The organism is Microbacterium sp. (assembly GCF_003248605.1).
Taxonomy (GTDB): domain Bacteria; phylum Actinomycetota; class Actinomycetes; order Actinomycetales; family Microbacteriaceae; genus Microbacterium.
In genome coordinates this window covers 1-15,715 of sequence record NZ_QFPF01000090.1, presented here as the reverse complement: position 1 = coordinate 15,715, position 15,715 = coordinate 1, and the positions used below count along the sequence as shown (strand labels likewise).

14 protein-coding genes are annotated in these 15,715 nt (G+C 69.8%); 9 read left to right on the top strand and 5 right to left on the bottom strand.

Features of this window, described 5'->3' with window-relative positions; translation table 11 throughout:
• Window positions 1-1,164: sugar transferase (locus DI573_RS11490; protein ID WP_292814259.1), on the bottom strand; the 1,164-nt coding region annotated here is incomplete at its 3' end.
• 51 nt (window positions 1,165-1,215) lie between these two features.
• Window positions 1,216-2,799, bottom strand: coding sequence for a polysaccharide biosynthesis tyrosine autokinase (locus tag DI573_RS11485; protein WP_292814257.1), 1,584 nt, complete (start codon window positions 2,797-2,799; stop codon window positions 1,216-1,218).
• Between the two features lie 251 nt (window positions 2,800-3,050).
• Here DI573_RS11485 and DI573_RS11480 point away from each other — a divergent pair, with 251 nt between their 5' ends.
• The 3 genes from DI573_RS11480 to DI573_RS11470 are packed head-to-tail and all read left to right on the top strand — an operon-like array spanning window position 3,051 to window position 6,429.
• Entirely contained in the window at window positions 3,051-4,235 is a 1,185-nt protein-coding gene (locus DI573_RS11480; RefSeq protein WP_292814255.1) for a glycosyltransferase family 4 protein, read from the top strand.
• Window positions 4,232-5,314, top strand: coding sequence for a hypothetical protein (locus tag DI573_RS11475; RefSeq protein ID WP_292814253.1), 1,083 nt, complete (start codon window positions 4,232-4,234; stop codon window positions 5,312-5,314). Before DI573_RS11480 ends, DI573_RS11475 begins: the two co-directional genes overlap by 4 nt.
• Window positions 5,315-5,322: 8 nt before the next feature.
• Window positions 5,323-6,429 (top strand): glycosyltransferase, encoded by a 1,107-nt coding sequence (locus DI573_RS11470; RefSeq protein ID WP_292814251.1) that lies wholly within the window; start codon window positions 5,323-5,325, stop codon window positions 6,427-6,429.
• A 43-nt stretch (window positions 6,430-6,472) separates the two neighbouring features.
• Here the strand turns inward: DI573_RS11470 and DI573_RS11465 are convergent, their stop codons facing one another.
• Window positions 6,473-7,918 carry a DUF4038 domain-containing protein gene (locus DI573_RS11465; protein WP_292814249.1) on the bottom strand — a complete coding sequence of 482 codons (1,446 nt, stop codon included), beginning with the start codon at window positions 7,916-7,918 and terminating at the stop codon, window positions 6,473-6,475.
• Window positions 7,919-8,334: 416 nt separating this feature from the next.
• On the opposite strand from DI573_RS11465, the gene DI573_RS11460 reads away from it, so the two are divergent.
• Together DI573_RS11460 and DI573_RS11455 are read left to right on the top strand one after the other, a co-directional pair.
• Window positions 8,335-10,125 carry a DUF4012 domain-containing protein gene (locus DI573_RS11460; protein ID WP_292814246.1) on the top strand — a complete coding sequence of 597 codons (1,791 nt, stop codon included), beginning with the start codon at window positions 8,335-8,337 and terminating at the stop codon, window positions 10,123-10,125.
• Window positions 10,126-10,175: 50 nt separating this feature from the next.
• The gene (locus DI573_RS11455) at window positions 10,176-10,382 is read left to right on the top strand and encodes a hypothetical protein (RefSeq protein ID WP_292814243.1); all 207 of its coding nucleotides are present in this window, start codon (window positions 10,176-10,178) and stop codon (window positions 10,380-10,382) included.
• A gap of 83 nt (window positions 10,383-10,465) precedes the next feature.
• Here DI573_RS11455 and DI573_RS11450 read toward each other — a convergent pair whose 3' ends face one another.
• Window positions 10,466-11,572, bottom strand: a complete 1,107-nt coding sequence (locus DI573_RS11450) for a hypothetical protein (protein ID WP_292814240.1) — start codon at window positions 11,570-11,572, stop codon at window positions 10,466-10,468.
• Window positions 11,573-11,788: 216 nt separating this feature from the next.
• Window positions 11,789-12,433 (bottom strand): low molecular weight phosphatase family protein, encoded by a 645-nt coding sequence (locus tag DI573_RS11445; RefSeq protein WP_292814238.1) that lies wholly within the window; start codon window positions 12,431-12,433, stop codon window positions 11,789-11,791.
• Between the two features lie 116 nt (window positions 12,434-12,549).
• On the opposite strand from DI573_RS11445, the gene truA reads away from it, so the two are divergent.
• The 4 genes from truA to DI573_RS11425 form a co-directional block, all read left to right on the top strand.
• Window positions 12,550-13,410 carry a tRNA pseudouridine(38-40) synthase TruA gene (gene truA, locus DI573_RS11440; RefSeq protein ID WP_292814235.1) on the top strand — a complete coding sequence of 287 codons (861 nt, stop codon included), beginning with the start codon at window positions 12,550-12,552 and terminating at the stop codon, window positions 13,408-13,410.
• Window positions 13,411-13,455: 45 nt separating this feature from the next.
• On the top strand, window positions 13,456-14,430 hold the full coding sequence (locus tag DI573_RS11435) for an acyltransferase (protein WP_292814232.1): 975 nt from the start codon (window positions 13,456-13,458) through the stop codon (window positions 14,428-14,430).
• 299 nt (window positions 14,431-14,729) lie between these two features.
• Window positions 14,730-15,161 (top strand): hypothetical protein, encoded by a 432-nt coding sequence (locus tag DI573_RS11430; protein WP_292814229.1) that lies wholly within the window; start codon window positions 14,730-14,732, stop codon window positions 15,159-15,161.
• A gap of 106 nt (window positions 15,162-15,267) precedes the next feature.
• On the top strand, window positions 15,268-15,715 hold a 448-nt coding region (locus DI573_RS11425; RefSeq protein ID WP_292814226.1), incomplete at its 3' end, for a glycosyltransferase.

Below are 15,715 nucleotides of genomic sequence, written 5' to 3'. Positions count from 1 at the left end.
ACCGATCTTGGTGATGCGCGGGTCGTTGTCGATCTTGTGCAGCGGCTGATCCGCGGTGCCCTGGGCTGCGAGGAGCTGCTGGAGCATGTCGTCGGCGCCGGTGATCATGGAGCGGAACTTGATCATCTGGAAGGGCTGCCCCTCTTTTCCGATGCGCTCCTGCGTGTAGAAGACAGGCCCGGCGCTGGAGGTCTTCACCAGAAGGGCCAGCACGGCGAAGAGGGGCGCCAGGATCAGCAGCAGCGCACCGGAACCGAGGATGTCGAAGGTTCGCTTGAGAACCCGCTGACGGCCGGTGTAGCGCGGTGTCTCGACATGCACGAGCGGCAGGCCGGCGACGGGCCGGGTGTGGATGCGCGGGCCGCCGATGTCGGTCAGGCTCGGCACCATGATCAGATGCTGGCGTCCCGACTCGAGCTGCCAGCTGATCTCGCGCACCCGCTCGACGGGAAGGGCCGCGTCGCTGGCGACGATGACGGTGTCGGCGCCGGTCATCCGAAGCATTCGGTCGACGTCCTCGACGGGGCCGAGGAAGGGCACCTCGATGCCCGCCGACATGAAGTCGGACCGGCTGCCGGGTCCGCTCACACCGACGACGCGGTAGCCCGCCTCGGGCATGCTGTCGAGCTCGCGCACGATGCGTGCGCTCTCCTCGTCATCGCCGATGACGAGGACTCGGGACATCGCCTCTCCCGAGCGGCGCGCGGCCCACAGACGACGACGCCAGAGCGCGCGGCTGATCAGCAGGAGCGCCATCCCCACCGGGAAACTCAGCAGGAGGTAGCCACGCGAGACATCCGTCGTCGTCAGATACGACACGATCGCCAGGACCGCAAAAAGGTACAGCGCCGAGGCGATGACCTTGCGATACTCGCCTGTTCCGATACCCACCGTGCGCGGGCTGCGCGACCCCGAGATCGACAGGGCGGCGAGCCAGGCGACGACGAGCGCCACCGACAGCCACGTGTACGTGATCGGCTCGACGTTGTCGACCGGTCGTGTCACGGGCTCGCCCGTGAGCGTGAACCAGACGAACTGCGTCAGGAACACGACGCCGGCGACGATGATCGCGTCGGACACCCAGAGTGTGCGTTGATATGTCGCGTGCCAGTCCATCGGCACGGCCGTGCGTACGGCCGAATGCGACAGCGATTCGGTGACCATGATCTCCCCAGATCGATTTCCCCAGTAGGATCAGTGCACCCGCCGAGCGGGTCAGGGCTGCGTGTCGCTGCCCCGGTATCCGCGGCGGCTCGAGCCGCGCTTTCGCGTGGGCTGCGCGGTGCGGTCGCCCACTTCATCGGCGGCCTCCGTCGCCGCGCCCCCCGGCGCGCGCAGGAACTCGTCGAACTTGCCCGTATCGCCGTCTTCTGCCGGCGCCTCGTAGGAGTGATAGGCCTCGGCCAGGTACGACGTGGAACCCCGGCCCGAAAGGCGGTTGACGACGATGCCGGCGATGCGCGCGTTCACACGCTGAAGCGAGGAGATCGCACTGCGGATCTCGTCGCGACGAGTGCGGTCGTTCGCCGTGACGAGCAGCACACCGCCCACATTGCGTGAAAGGATCGCGGCGTCCGGGACCGGCAGCACCGGCGGAGTGTCGTAGAGGACCACGTCGTACCGCTCCTGAAGCTGCACCATCAGCTCGCGCATCTGCTGCGAGCCGAGAAGTTCGCTCGGGTTCGGCGGGATCCGGCCGGCGGCCAGGATGCTGAGGTTCGGTGACCGCCACGACTGCACGACGTCGGCGAGCTCGGCGCGCCCGATGAGGATGTCGGTGAGGCCCGCGCCCCCCTCGAGTCCGAAGTTGCGGTGCACACCCGGGCGACGCAGGTCGGCCTCGACGATGAGGACGCGCACGCCGTTGGCGGCGATGGAGGTGGCGAGGTTGGTCGACACGGTGGACTTGCCCTCGCCGCTGCTGGGCGAGGTGATGACGAAGGTCGCGGGGCCGTCGATGTCGAGGAACTGGAGGTTGGTGCGCAGGATGCGGAAGGACTCGGCGGTCGGGCTGCCGGGGTCGTCTTCTGCGATCAGCGCCCCCCCGCGGCTCTTCGGGCTCTGCGGGATCGCCCCGACGATCGGCGCGCTCGTGACGGCCTCGACATCTTCCACGGACCGGATGCGCGTGTCGATGAGGTCGCGGAGGATCGCGGCGAGCACACCGAGCGCGAGACCCGCGGCGAAACCGATCGCCAGGTTGAGCATCAGGTTGGGGCTGACCGGGGTCGTCGGCGCATCGGCGAAGCGCACCTGCGTGATCTTGACGGGAGGCGTCGGCTCGGAGGTGACCGGGTTGCCCGCGGCATCCAGAACGGGGTTGCCATTCGCGTCGAGGGTGACCTGCGCGCCGGTGACGGCCGTGGTCTCGATCTCTGCGACGACCTCGGCGAGGCTCGTGATCAGGGCGTTGGCGATGCTCGCGGCGACGCTGGGCGAGGAATCGGTGACCGTGACCTCGAGCATCGTCGTCTGCACGGGAATGGAGACGGAGATCTTGCCCGCGAAGGCACCCGTGCTCATGTCGAGATCGAACGCGTCGATGACGGGCTCGGTGACGATCGGCTCGGTCAGGAGGTTGGCGTAGGTGTTCACGCGGCGCTCGGTGAACGCGTTGCCCTGCGTCAGTTCGTTCAGCGAGCCGCCGGTCTCGCTCGCGACGAACGCGGCGCTGGTGGCCGAATAGGTCGGCGCGGTGGTGGCCGTCACGGCCCATGCACCCAGCGCGCCCAAGACGGTCGCCAAGACGATCAGTAGCCAAGAACGGCGGAAGATCCGCGCGTAATCCCGAGTCCCCACGTTGTTTCCCCCAGAAACGTTGATGTGATGTGCGCCCGGACGATCTGCGGACGGGGCCCCAATTCCCCGTCGGCGCTGCGTGCGATTCGATCGCCGGTGCACCTATGTATATCGCGATCCACGCCGTGCCCACCACCCCGGGGGCAGAAATGTTCCTGTCCGTAACCCAGGGTTTACAGTCCGCCCGTTGCGGCGGAGGGGGTCCGCGCCGCTAGCATGGGCGCTACGCAACTCATGATGGGGGATGAGCCATGCGATCGTTGGGGACGATCCAGGGCGGAGTCGAAGAGGGTGAGATTCCGCTGACGCTGGTCTGGGTGGAGCTCACGTCGGATTCGACGGCCGCCGGAGCGCACGTGCGGGGAACTCTGCAGCGCTTGAATGACGCACGGTTCCGCCCGAGCGTCATCACGCAGTGGGAGGATCGGCCGACGTGGATGCCGCGGCCTGCCCGCAAGATGTGGCGTATCGCCTCGGTCGTGGCGAGGGCTCGTCTGGCGCCCGCACGGGGCGTCCTCCTCGCGCGGTGGAGCCCGTTCATCGCGCTCATCAGCGGGCGATGGACCAAGCGTGGACGCCCGTTCGTGCTGTTCGTCCAGGGCAACCTCGACGACATGTACGACTCGAACCCCTGGACGCGCAGAGCGCGCTGGCTGACCGACCTCGCCCTGTCCTCGATCCGCGAGGCCACGCAGGTGATCACGCCCAGCGAGGGCCTCGCCGAATGGGTGGGCACGCTGCGGCCGGATGGCCGGACGGATGTGACGGTGATCCCGAACGGCGCGGACGTGGCGTTGTTCGAGCAGGAGCGTGCGAAGGCTGCGCGGGAGACCGCGGGTCCGGCACATGCCCTGTTCTTCGGAAACATGGCGCGGTGGCAGGGTATCGACACGATCCTCGACGCCCTCGCCGACCCCCAGTGGCCCGAGGACCTCGGTCTGCGCGTCATCGGAGACGGGCAGATGGCCGACGCGGTCCGCGCGTGCGGCGATCCCCGGCTCACCTATCTCGGCCGTCGCACCAAGCCCGAGGTGGCCGCCGCCGCCGCGCGGGCCGAGATCTCGCTCGCGACACGCCACGACATCGCCGCGAGCGCGACGGGGGTCTCGCCGTTCAAGATCATCGAGTCGGCCGCCGCGGGCACGCCGACGGTCGTGACCCGCGTTCCTGGCCAGACAGAGCTCGCCGAGGACATCGGCGGGTCGGTGCTGATCGACGCCGGCGATGCTCCGGCGCTCGCGGGCGCGGTGGCGCGTCTGCACGCCGACGCCGATGCGCGGGCGGCCCTCGCCGAACGCGGCCTGGCCGGCGCGGCACGCTACGACTGGGCGGCGCGCGCCGACGAGCTGACGGAAGTCGTGCACGCGGCTGCGGGCCTGGCCCAACCGGGTGACGGCGCCGCCGGCGATGACCGGCGTGCGGCGGTCGCATCGTGACCCTTCTGCTCGAGCGCACGCGGCGCTCGCATCGCGACATCCGCAGTGGCGCTCCGCTCGACGCGGTCAAGTACTGGATGGTCTGTGTCGCTCTGGCGGCCGGCGCGTTCATCGCCTGGCGCAGCCACGCGATGCTCCCGGCGAGGCTCTTCCTCGACGAGCACATCATCAAGCGCTTCATCTCGGGCGAGCTGCAATCCGACGGGCCCAGCTCCTACGGCACCACCGGGTGGCTGTACCAGGTGACGGGTCTGGGGTCGATCCCCGAGGTGTTCCCGATCCTCGCCTACCTCGTCTTCGCGGCCGCGGTGCTCATGGCGACGGGATGGACGCGCATCCCGCGGATGTCGTTCGCCGCGATCGGCCTGATGGCGGGCTCCCTGCTCCTCGGCGGCGTCTACCTCTCGCAGTACTCCAAGGAGTTCTTCGTCATCCCGCTCGCGATGCTGATGCTGCTGGCGCGACGCTCGTGGAAGTTCGAGGTCGCGTGGATCGCCATCGCGCTGCTGTATGCGCAGTACGTGCGGCAGTACTGGTTCCTCGTCGTCGCGCTGTATCTCGCGTTCCGGTTCTTGCTTCCGCGATTGAAGTCCGCATGGATGCTGATCCCGATCATCCTCGTGGGATTCGCCGTGATGGTGCTCGTGTTCAACCTCGTGCTCGGGGCACCGCTGACCTTCTACCGCACCGACATCAACAACACGCTCGACTACGACAGGTCCACCCAGCTGGATGACATCCTGCCGGGCACGGCGCTGCCGGTTCAGTGGCTGAACGCGATCCTGATGATGCTGTCCATGGCGTTCCCGGTCTGGATGGTCCTCTCGGGCGATGTCGTCCAGCTCCTGGCCGGGGTCTTCATGGCAGTCTGCTGGACGCTCGTGATCCTGCGCGCCCGCTTCGTCGTGGGCGGCCGCAGCGAAGGCATGTTGCCCCTGGCCTTCCTGCTCGCGTTCTTGATGGTGCAGACGGCGTTCGAGCCGGACTACGGCTCGTATCTGCGACACATCACGCCGCAGCTGCCGTTGTTCCTCGCCCTGTTCGCGACGACGACCCGGCGCTGGCGAGGCGAGCTGTGATGCCGTCGATGAGGATCGTCCACGCCACGGAGACTCTGGTCGGCGGGGTGCTCGCGGCCGTCGCGGCCCTGGCGAACAAGCAGGCCGAGCTCGGTCACGAGGTCGTGGTGGTGTACCCCCGCAAGCAGACGGTGCCCGCCCGAGCCGAGCTCGAATCGCGCTTTTCGGCGGGGGTGCGGCGCGTCGAGGTCTCCTATCGGGGGCGGATGGCGACGGTGCCCGATCTGCGCCGGGCTCTCGTCGGCGTCACCCGTGAGGGCGCCGACGTGCTGCACCTGCACTCGACGTTCGCGGGGATGGCGGGGAGGATCTCACCCGCCCTGCGCCGCCGCGCGCGCACCATCGTCTATTCTCCGCACGGATGGGCGTTCTTGCGTGGTCAGTCCTCGGCGCTGTCCAACCGTGTGGCGCTGGGTGTCGAGCGGGCGCTCAAGGCGCGGTGCGATGGGATCGTGCTGGTCTCGGACTCCGAGGCCGAGGTCGCGCGGGCACGCCTGGGTGGCGACCGCTGCGAGGTGCTCCGCAACGGCATTCCCGTCGACCACCTGCCCGCATCGACGGGCGGTGATCCGGACCGGCCGGTCGTCGTGGCGTCGGGTCGGCTGATGGAGCAGAAAGCTCCCGATCGCTTTGCGGACGTGGCCCGTGCGCTCGGCGATCGGGCCGAGTTCGTGTGGATCGGGGATGGCAGCGCGGAGGAGCGCGAGCGCTGGATCGGCGACGCCCCCGTGCGGGTGACGGGCTGGCTGGCGCACCCGGACGTCATCGCCCAGCTCGCCAGCTCCGACATCTTCCTCTTTCCCACTCGCTGGGAGGGGATGCCGATCTCGCTGATGGAGGCGCAGGCGATGGGTCTGCCGACCGTCGCCACCGACATCGTCGGAAACCGGGACGTCGTCCTGCACGGGCAGACCGGCGTGCTCTGCGATGACGTGCCCGCTCTGATCTCCGCCGTCGGTGCGCTCGTCGACGACGCGTCGGCGCGCGAGCGCATGCGCGCGACGGCCCTCGAAGTGCAGCGTGCCCGACTCTCGGATGCCGACCTGGGCACAGCATCCCTCGCGGTCTACGCGCGGCTCGCCGGTGGAGACCGTACGGCGCTCGCCTCGGCCTGATACCGAGGGATGAGGCCGCCGTGGGCCTGCGCATCCCTCGACGTCAGCGGCGGATGACCAGGACGGCGTCGCTCCATGTCGAGGGCCACCCGACCGAGACGTCGTCTCCTGTGCGATCGTCCGCGACGAAGAACTCCTCGCCCGTCGCCGGGTTGATCCAACGGATGCCGAACGAGGCCGTCGGGTGCAGGGCCGTGGTGTCGACGGTGATCTGTGACCGCGGTTCGTTGACGTAGACGAGCGCGCCGCGTCCGTCGCTGAGTGTCACCGCACCGACCGAAGATGTCGTGCCGGGCGTTCCGTAGCCATCCGGAAGCAGGGCACTCGTGCCCGCGGCGTCGGAGACCGGCACGAGGGGCTCGGACGCTTCGTCGGCGATGATCGCGGAGAGGACACCCATGTCACCGGATGACTCGGAGGCGAGGGCCTCGACCCAGCCGTCCGCGACGGCGTAGACGAGCTCGTGCCCGTAGACGATGCCCGCGGCGCCCGCCATGAGCGCGTGGTAGGCCTGCGCCCGCACGGCCCTGCGATCCAGCATCGGTTCGGTGTCGCGCGCCTCGTAGTACGACTCCCACAGCACGACGGGACGCACCGTCGGGCGGGCGTACTCGGCGGCCACGTAAGGCGCCGAGTCCTCTCCGCTGTAGGCGGCGGAGATGTCGTACCAGTCCTCGCCGCCGAAGTACTCCTCGACAGTCATGCGTCTCGCCGTGTGATACGACATCAGCTGGGTGACGGCGGCCCCCTCGCGCAGCGCGCGTCCCATCGCGATGGTCTCTTCGATGACCGGGCCGCGGTTCAGGCCGCCCGGCACGCCCGATGTCGCGTCGCCCTCGTCGCTCGGGTCGTTGTCGCCGCCGAGCAGCCACCACACGTTGGCCCGGTCGCCGAAGCGGTCGGCGAGGAAGGCCCCGTACGCGCCGGCGTTGTCGGCCGTCACGTAGCCGCGCCACGAGTCGCCCCATCCGCCGTACCACGAGGGGACGAGACAGGCGACGAGCCCGAGTTCGGCGCAGGTGTCGATGCACCACGCGACGTGGCTCCAGTAGTCGTCGCCGTCGTCCTCGGCCAGCAGGGGATCATCGAGGGCGCCGCGCTCGGCGAAGGGCGCGTGACCGTAGGCGTTCTCGGCGCGCGGATCGAAGTCGAGGACCGACATCTGCAGTCCCGTGAAGCCGCTGTCGCGGCGGGCGGTGGCGAGGGTCGTGAACGATTCCCGCGTCATTCGGCTGATGGCGTTCCACGGGGTGTCGGCGAGATAGAAGAACGGGCTGCCTTCCGCGTCCACGAAGCCGCGGGCGTCGGCGCTCAGCGAGATGGGGAATGCGGCCGCCGCCAGCGGTGCCGCGGTGGGGGCGTCGGCGATGGGGTGGGGTGCGTCGGCGGACGGCGCCGTGGAACGGCCGATCGCGAAGCCGCCCAGCCCGCCGACAGCGAGACCGCCGACACCGATCAGGCCCCAGCGGATCACCTCTCTGCGGCTCACGCCGCGCCGCGCGGGGCGGGCGGCTCGCGCCGGATCGATCACCGGCTCGACTCGTTCGGCAGCGGGCTGACCGCCCGGCATCGGCGGCACGGAGCCGCTCCAATTTCCCCCAGACACCACGAAGCATCCCCCCAGATTCTCGGGGCGGTCCTTCCTCCCAAAGAAGGGCCGCCACAGACCATCGTAGGCGCGCCGCCGCATCGCTCGCCAGACTCTTCCGAAGCGTTACAGTGAGTTCACACGAGGGAAACGCCGGTACGGCAGATTTCCCACAGGCCGTGACGCTCTGGGGGGCGTCGCGCGCCGGGCGTGGGGGCGCGTCGACGAGCATCTGGGGAGCCATGCGCGGAGCGGATTCAGCGAGCGGGACGGATCGATCAGGCCTTCCTGCGCCGAGGCGAAGGCGCGCGCTGTGGATGCTGGGCGCCGGCGTTGCGATCGTCTTCGTCGCGGCGGTCGCCTGGGTGGGCGTGCGCGCGATCGTCGCAGCGTCGGCGCTGCAGACGATCGACGCGGAGGTCTCCGCGGTCACCGACGAGAAGACCCCGTCGGAGGGTCCGTCGACCGACACCGGGCTCGCCGAGGGTGACGACGACATCTCCTGGTCAGCGCTCGGCGCACTGGTGCCGCGTCTGCCGTCCCTGGCGGCAGACGCCGGCCGCGCCGCGAGCGCAGCCGACGACCCGATCTGGCGTGCCGCGGAGGCGATCCCGGGGGTCGGGGCGAATCTGCGTACCCTGCGCGTCGTGGCGGAGGAGTCCGACACCCTTCTGAGCGACACGGCACTGCCTCTGCTCGAGGCCGTCGACGTCGAGCGCGCGGGCCTCACGACGGCCGAGGGAGTGGACCTCGGCGCCGTCGACCGGCTCGCCGGCCGAGTGTCGATGGCCGCAGAGACCGCGAAAGGATCGCTCGTCCGTCTCGAGGCTCTCGAGGCGGACGAGCCGGCGGGGGTGCTCCCCGCCACGACGGATGCCGCGGCGCGGCTCACCCGACTCGCCGCCGCAGCGGCGGGGGCGCTCGCACCCGCCGCAGACCTGGCGGGTGCGGCGTCATCGGTCCTGGGGGGTGCCGGCGAGCGTCAGTACCTCGCGATGTTCCTGACACCGGCCGAGCTGCGCTCGTCGGGGGGCCTGCCCGGTGCGGCCGCTGTCTTCCGCGCCGAGGGGGGCGCCGTGGAACGCGGTGAGATCTATTCCACGCGCGACTTCTCGCCCGCGCCTGCGCAGCCGGTGCTCGCGCTCACCGAGACGGAGCTCGCGCTCTACGGCAACCGACCGGCGCGCCTGATCCAGGACACGACGGCCACCGAGGACTTCGGCAGAGCCGCCTTGTTCGCCAGCGCCCTGACGCGATTGCACCACGGGTTCACTCCGGACGGCGTGCTGGCCGTGGATGTCGTCGCGCTGGCGTATCTGCTCGACGCGATCGGGCCCGTGTCCCTCGCCTCGGGCGAGATCCTGGATGCGGAGAACGCGCCCGCCCTCCTGATGAACGAGGTGTATCTGCGGCATCCTGATCCGCGCGATCAGGACGCCTTCTTCGCGGATGTCGCCGAGCGGGTCTTCGATGCCGTCCTCGGCGGCGGCCTCGATCCGCTCGACGTTCTGGGAGCAGTCGCCCGCGCGGCCGGGGAAGGGCGCGTTCTGGTGTGGAGCGCGGACCCGTCGGTGCAGTCCGCCCTCGATCGGCTCACGACGGTCGGCGACGGGGAGCCCGGAGCGGCGGCGCTGGGCGTGTACCTGAACGATCGCACCAGCGCCAAGATGGACTTCTACCTGGAGCCCGAGGCCTCAGTGGTCTGGACGGCGTGCGAAGACACCCGGCTGGATCAGGTGCGTGTCGGCCTCGTGAATGCCGTCGATCCGGGCGTGGTGCCGAGTCTGCCGTGGTACATCACGGGGGGTGGGCAGAACGTGCCCGAGGGGGTCATCTCCACGCAGATCATCGCCATCGGGCCGCCGGGCGGCAGCGTGCGCAGCACGGAGGGACCCGAGCCCGATGCCGTCATCGTGGGAGAGGACCGCCGCTCGCGCGTGGCGTGGGTGGTCGATCTGGCGCCCGGCGAAGAGGCCTCACGGACGGTCGTCTTCACCTCCCCGCTCACATCCGCCGACGTCCCGGATGTCGATTCGACGCCCGCCGTGGAGCCGACCGTCGACGAATCCGTGGGCGCCTTGTCGGAATCCTGCAGGTTGGGTGGATAATATTGCGTCGCTGATCCATCCGGGTCCGCTGGATCTCGAGGACGGTGCGCATGGACGTCGCGATGCTGATCCTCGTCATCGTGCTCGGGTGGCTGGCGCTTTCCGTGGGCGTCGCCCTCGTGATCGGTCGCGTCGTGCGCCGCGGGGATGAGGACGCGAGGATTCTCGGGTCCGTCGCCGCGTCGGCGGGATCCCGGGTGAGCACGAGCCGCGCGGCGGAGTCCGGCCCGGCGGGCGCCCCCACCGTCGAGACCTGACCCCGGAAGCCCGCGGCTATCGCCGCATCGCACGAGCGAGCGCGGCGGACTGCACCGTCGCGGCGGTCGCCTCGGCGACGATCTCACCGATCGTCGCGCCGACCGCCCCCGACGATCGCCGAGACCGTGACCATGTGCACGCGCCCGTACCGCACGAGCCCCAGAGGGCCGAGCGCACGCGTGAGGCAGACCAGCGCCATCACGCCGCCCGCCGCCGCCGCGAGCAGGGGATCGATCGTGACCGCGCCGGTGAACAGGATCGTCGAGACCCACGGGGCGAGCAGGGCGAATCCGATTCCGCTGACGACCCCGAGAGCGACGTTGAGCTTGATCACCGTTCCCACGCGTCTGCGCGTCTCGGTGCGCGTCGGAGCCGAGCCGAGCCAGTTCTGCAGGGCGTTGGGTACCGCCTGAAGCACCGTGAGCGCCATCCGCATCAGCCTCTCGGCGGCCGCGAAGGCCGCGAGCGCAGCGGGTGCGAAGATGCCGACGAGAGTGATCGGCAACGCGGCGTACAGGGCCGCCACCGAGCGACCGCTCATCGCAGTGAACTGCTCGCGCATGATCCTGACGTCGTCGCGGAGCGTCAGTCTGACCTTGCCCTCCCGCTCATGCCTCGCCAGAAGAAGGCTGGCAACCGGGCTGAACAGGACGGCGATCAGGAAGCCCGCCGGAATCACCTGAAGGGGAGCTCCGGCCACGACCGCGAGAGACGTCGCGGTGACCACGAGGGCGCGGGGAAGCGCGTCGGACCACAGGATCCGCAGCGGCCGACCCACCCCGGTGAAGTACCAGTTGCCCGACAGGCCCGTGGCCGCGCTCGCGAGGGCCATCAGAGCGGCCGTGATCGTGTACGAGGCACCGGTCAATCGCGTGAGCGCCACCGCCACCAGGACGGCGAGAGGGCCGAGCACGAGGAGCACGAGCAGACGCGAGCGCACCGACGCCACGAGGGTCTCCCAGCGTCGACCGGGCGCTTCGGCGGCGACGCGCTGCGGACCGGTCAGGGGCCAGCCGAGTTCGACGATGACGCACGCCGCGGATCCGATCGAGAGTCCGAGCGCATACGCTTCCCAGCCCCGCACCCCCGCCGTACTGGTGATGGCGGGTATCGCGATCAGCGGTGTGACCGCGCTCAGGGCGGGCACCATGAGGAACGTCGCCAGGTAGATGATGCGTCTGGCTGCCATCAGCGATCTCGCTCCGGCATCCGTGAACTCTCGAGCGCACGCACGATATCCCCCATCGTTCCCCGCGGTCGCGCGTGGCCTCCCAACCCCGCGCGCCGATTCCCCAGTTTGGCACGCTACCGCGTCGCCGGAAGTGCCCGTGCGGCGCGATGACCAACCCTCACCTTGCCGGAGAGTCGGTCGTCGAAGCAAGCCCGGCTCGGCGCGCCGCCGGCATCAGCGATCGCGTCGGCGCATCCGGGGCGCCCCGGCATCGGTCACGGGCGCGGCCCCGCCGTGTGCACGGCGGACGATTCGCTCGACCGCATCGAGCGCCGGGATCAGCTGCAGCGCGCACTGCCGGTAGGTTTCGTCGTCCTTGCCGTACGGGTCCACGACGTCGTCGTGCTCGGGCGCACCGGGCGCGGGTGCCGCTGTGCGCTGCTGGGCGATGACTCGCACCAGACTCGCAAATCTCTCGGGTGGCGTCTCACCCGTCGCGGCTGCGTCCAGAAGCGTGTCGGAGAGCGAATCGACGACCCGCGCGAACTCTCGCAGCGTGAACGTCGCCCGAAGACGCCGGGGCGCAAGTTCGACGGCCGCTCGCCGGTGCCGGCGGCTCATGCCGAGCACGAGGTCGCTCGACTCGACCGTCGGCGGGATGACGAGCCGTGCGTGGTGATGGGCGGCATCGCTGCCGCGGGCGCCGAACTCGCGCGCGAGGATGAGCGCTTCGGGGGTCATCGGGTGGCCGATCGGGGGATGGGTGCCCGCGCTGTCGATCTCGACCCCCGGTTCGTCCGAGAGCCGCGAACGCAGCACGTGCGTGGCGATCGGCGAGCGACAGATATTGCCGGTGCAGACGAACAGGATGCGGATCATGCGGTGTGCTGCGCGCCATGCGGCACGGCGCAGGCCAGAGAGCATCCGAGGGCGCGGGGCATGTCCAGAGGATACCGGCGCCCGGGGGCGAGCGAGGCCGGAACTAGGCTGGGAGGGTGCGGATCCGCCTCGACATCGCCTACGACGGGACGCACTTCGCCGGGTGGGCACGTCAAACCGCGCTCCGCACCGTGCAGGGGGTGCTCGAGGAGGCGCTGCATCGGGTGGTGCGCAGTGCCGCCGCACCGAGGCTCGTGGTCGCCGGCCGCACGGATGCGGGCGTACACGCACGCGGGCAGGTCGCTCACGTCGACATCGACGACGGTGTTCTCGCCGATCTGGAGGCGGCCCGTCCCCGTGCCGGTGCCGCTCCGGGCCAGATCGCCCACCGGATGCGTGGAATCCTCGGCTCTTACGCCGACGTGACCGTGTCATCGGCGGAGCCCGCGCCCGCCGGGTTCGATGCCCGATTCTCGGCGATCTGGCGCCGCTACGAATACCGCATCGCCGATCGTCTCTCGGGGTACGACCCTCTAGAGAGGCATCGCACGACCACCGTGCGCGGCGCGCTCGACGTCGAGGCGATGGATGCCGCGGCCTCGACCCTCATCGGGCTGCACGACTTCGCCGCCTACTGCCGACCGCGCGAGGGCGCGACGACGATCCGCACCCTGCAGGAGTTCGCATGGCGGCGCGACGCCGATGGCGCGCTCGTGGCTCGTGTGCGCGCGGACGCGTTCTGCCACGGCATGGTGCGGGCGCTCGTCGGCGCGTGCGCCGCGGTCGGCGAGGGTCGGCTCGACGTCGCCGACGTCGCTCGGCTGCGCGACGAGGCGACCCGCTCGAGCGCGTTCCCGGTGCTGGCCGCGCGGGGGCTCACACTTACCGAAGTCGGCTACCCGGCCGACGATCTCCTCGCCGCGCGCGCGGCGCAGACGCGTGCCCGGCGCGACGCAGACGGCAGCATCCCGTCATGAGAATCAAACCTTCCCAAACGGAAGGGTTGGTCTAGAGTTGCACGCATGGGGGCACGCTTTGCGTGGATGGACCAGGCGCGGGGGGTCGCGATCATCCTGGTCATCGTCCACCACTCGATGACATGGACGGGGCTGTTCGGCCTCCAGGTACCCGTGGCGCTCGTCGCGTTCGACGACATCGTCTCGCCGTTTCGAATGCCGCTGCTGATGTTCCTCTCGGGGATGCTGGTGACGCGGTCGCTCGCGAAGGCGCCCGGGGTCTATTTCGCCGGCAAGGCGCGCGCGATCGCGTGGCCGTATCTGCTCTGGTCGGTGATCTTCCTCGCGGGGACCGGCACTCTCACGATCGTGCTCGTGCCCAACGTCCTTCTTTTTCCGCCGACCTACCTGTGGTACCTGTGGTTCCTCTTCGCCTACTACGTCGCAGCCTGGGTGATCGCCCGGCTTCGGATCCCGTTGCTTCCGGTGGCCGTGCTCTCGCTTGCGGCGTCGGCCTTCGCGCCCGAGGACTACCGCATCTCCCGGTTCTTCTTCCTGTTCACCTTCTTCGCCTTCGGCTGGTGGTGGTCATCGTCGGGCATCGTGACGCGCGGCTCACCCCGCACGCGCGCGATGGCGATCGCCACGGGTCTCGCGGCGGGCGTCGTCGTGGCGGGGATCACGGTGGCAGGACACCCCACTCGCTACGAGGCGGGATACGCGTGGGGCGTGCTCGCACTGATCGCCGCCCTCGCCCTCATGCTCCCGCGGGTGGGATCGGGCCGGCGGAGCGCCGCGCTCGAGTTCGTCGGCCGCAACTCCGTCGTCTACTACGTGACGCACTACACCCTGATCTGGGCGCTCGATGTCCTTCTCGTCGATACCTGGGGATGGTCGGAGCCCTGGGTGGTGTGGGCCGCGGGCGTGGTCGTCGCGGTGATCTGCGCGAGCGCACTCTGCCTGCTCAGGCAGCGGTGGGCTCCGATCGGATGGCTCTTCGTATGGCCCGCGGGTACGGCCCGCGTGCGTGCATCCGCGTAGTCGAGACCCCGTCGCCGATCTCCCGCGGGCACATCGCGGCGACACATGCGCTGTGCGGGATGCGGACTGTGCCAGAATGAGGGCGCTGGCTGGGGTCGTGGGGACCGGGGTGGGAGAGGGACTTGGGACTACGCCGTCGTCTGGCGTTCGCGTCGTCGGCAATTGTGTTGGCTGTGACGCTGGCGGGATGCGACTCGCCCCCTCCGTGGACTGAGCCCACCGGAGCAACGACACCGACACCGACCGCCACCGTAGCGGCGCCGATCCCGAACGATCTGTCGGCGGGGTCGACGGAGCGCGTGCTGACCGCAGGCGCGGTCACCGCGACGATCGATTACTGGTCGACGCTGATGATGGACCGATGGACGGCGGGGGCGCTCAAGCCCGTCAGCGTCTCGATGATGACGACGATCGTGCCCGACGACGGCCAGAAGGTCTATCTCCAGAAGGCGTCGATGATCGCGATCCCCGGCACCGTCTCGCAGACCTTCGACGCGCTGCCCGCACAGGTCGATCAGTCGACCGTCGCCCCGGGCTACCTCGTGCTCGATCCGTACAGCTACTCGCAGACGTTCAACATCGGGGCCGTGCCCGCGGAGGCGACGCTCGTCACGCTGCAGTTCACGTACGACTTCCTCGTGCAGACGACGCCGACTTCGACCGAGTACGCCAAACAGAGCGCGTCCGACACGATGACGATCGCGATCGCCCCCTCGGCGGCGACGGAGTAATCATGGCCCCGGCATCCACTGCAGTTCTTCGGGAAATTGAGGCAATCCTGCGCTCGGATTCGGTGAATACCGACCGTCGCGTTGACGTGGAAGGACCACACTGATCATGCCCAGCGACCACACCGTGCCCCAGACGAACGAGGTCTTCCGCATGTCCCCGACTGCCACACCCACCCGCACCGCGAGCCGCGCCGTGGAGCGCTTCGAGGAGCCCGCTCCCGTCGACCCGTCGCACGCGTTCCCCGACGACTTCCAGGCGGTGCTCGACGTCGCCAGCACCGCGCGCTCGACGATCGGCTGCATCATCCCCGCCTACAACGAGGAGGAGTCGATCGAGGACGTCATCCTCGCCCTCCTCGCGCAGACCCGGGTGCCCGATGTCATCCACGTCGTCGTCAACAACACCTCCGACGCGACCGTGAAGATCGCCTCCCGTCATGCGGGCCCGCACGAGATCGTGACCGAACTCGGTGAGCAGTTCACCGAGGTGTTCGTGCACGACATCGGAAAGAACCCCGATAAGAAGGTCGGAGCGCTCAACTACGGCTTCACCC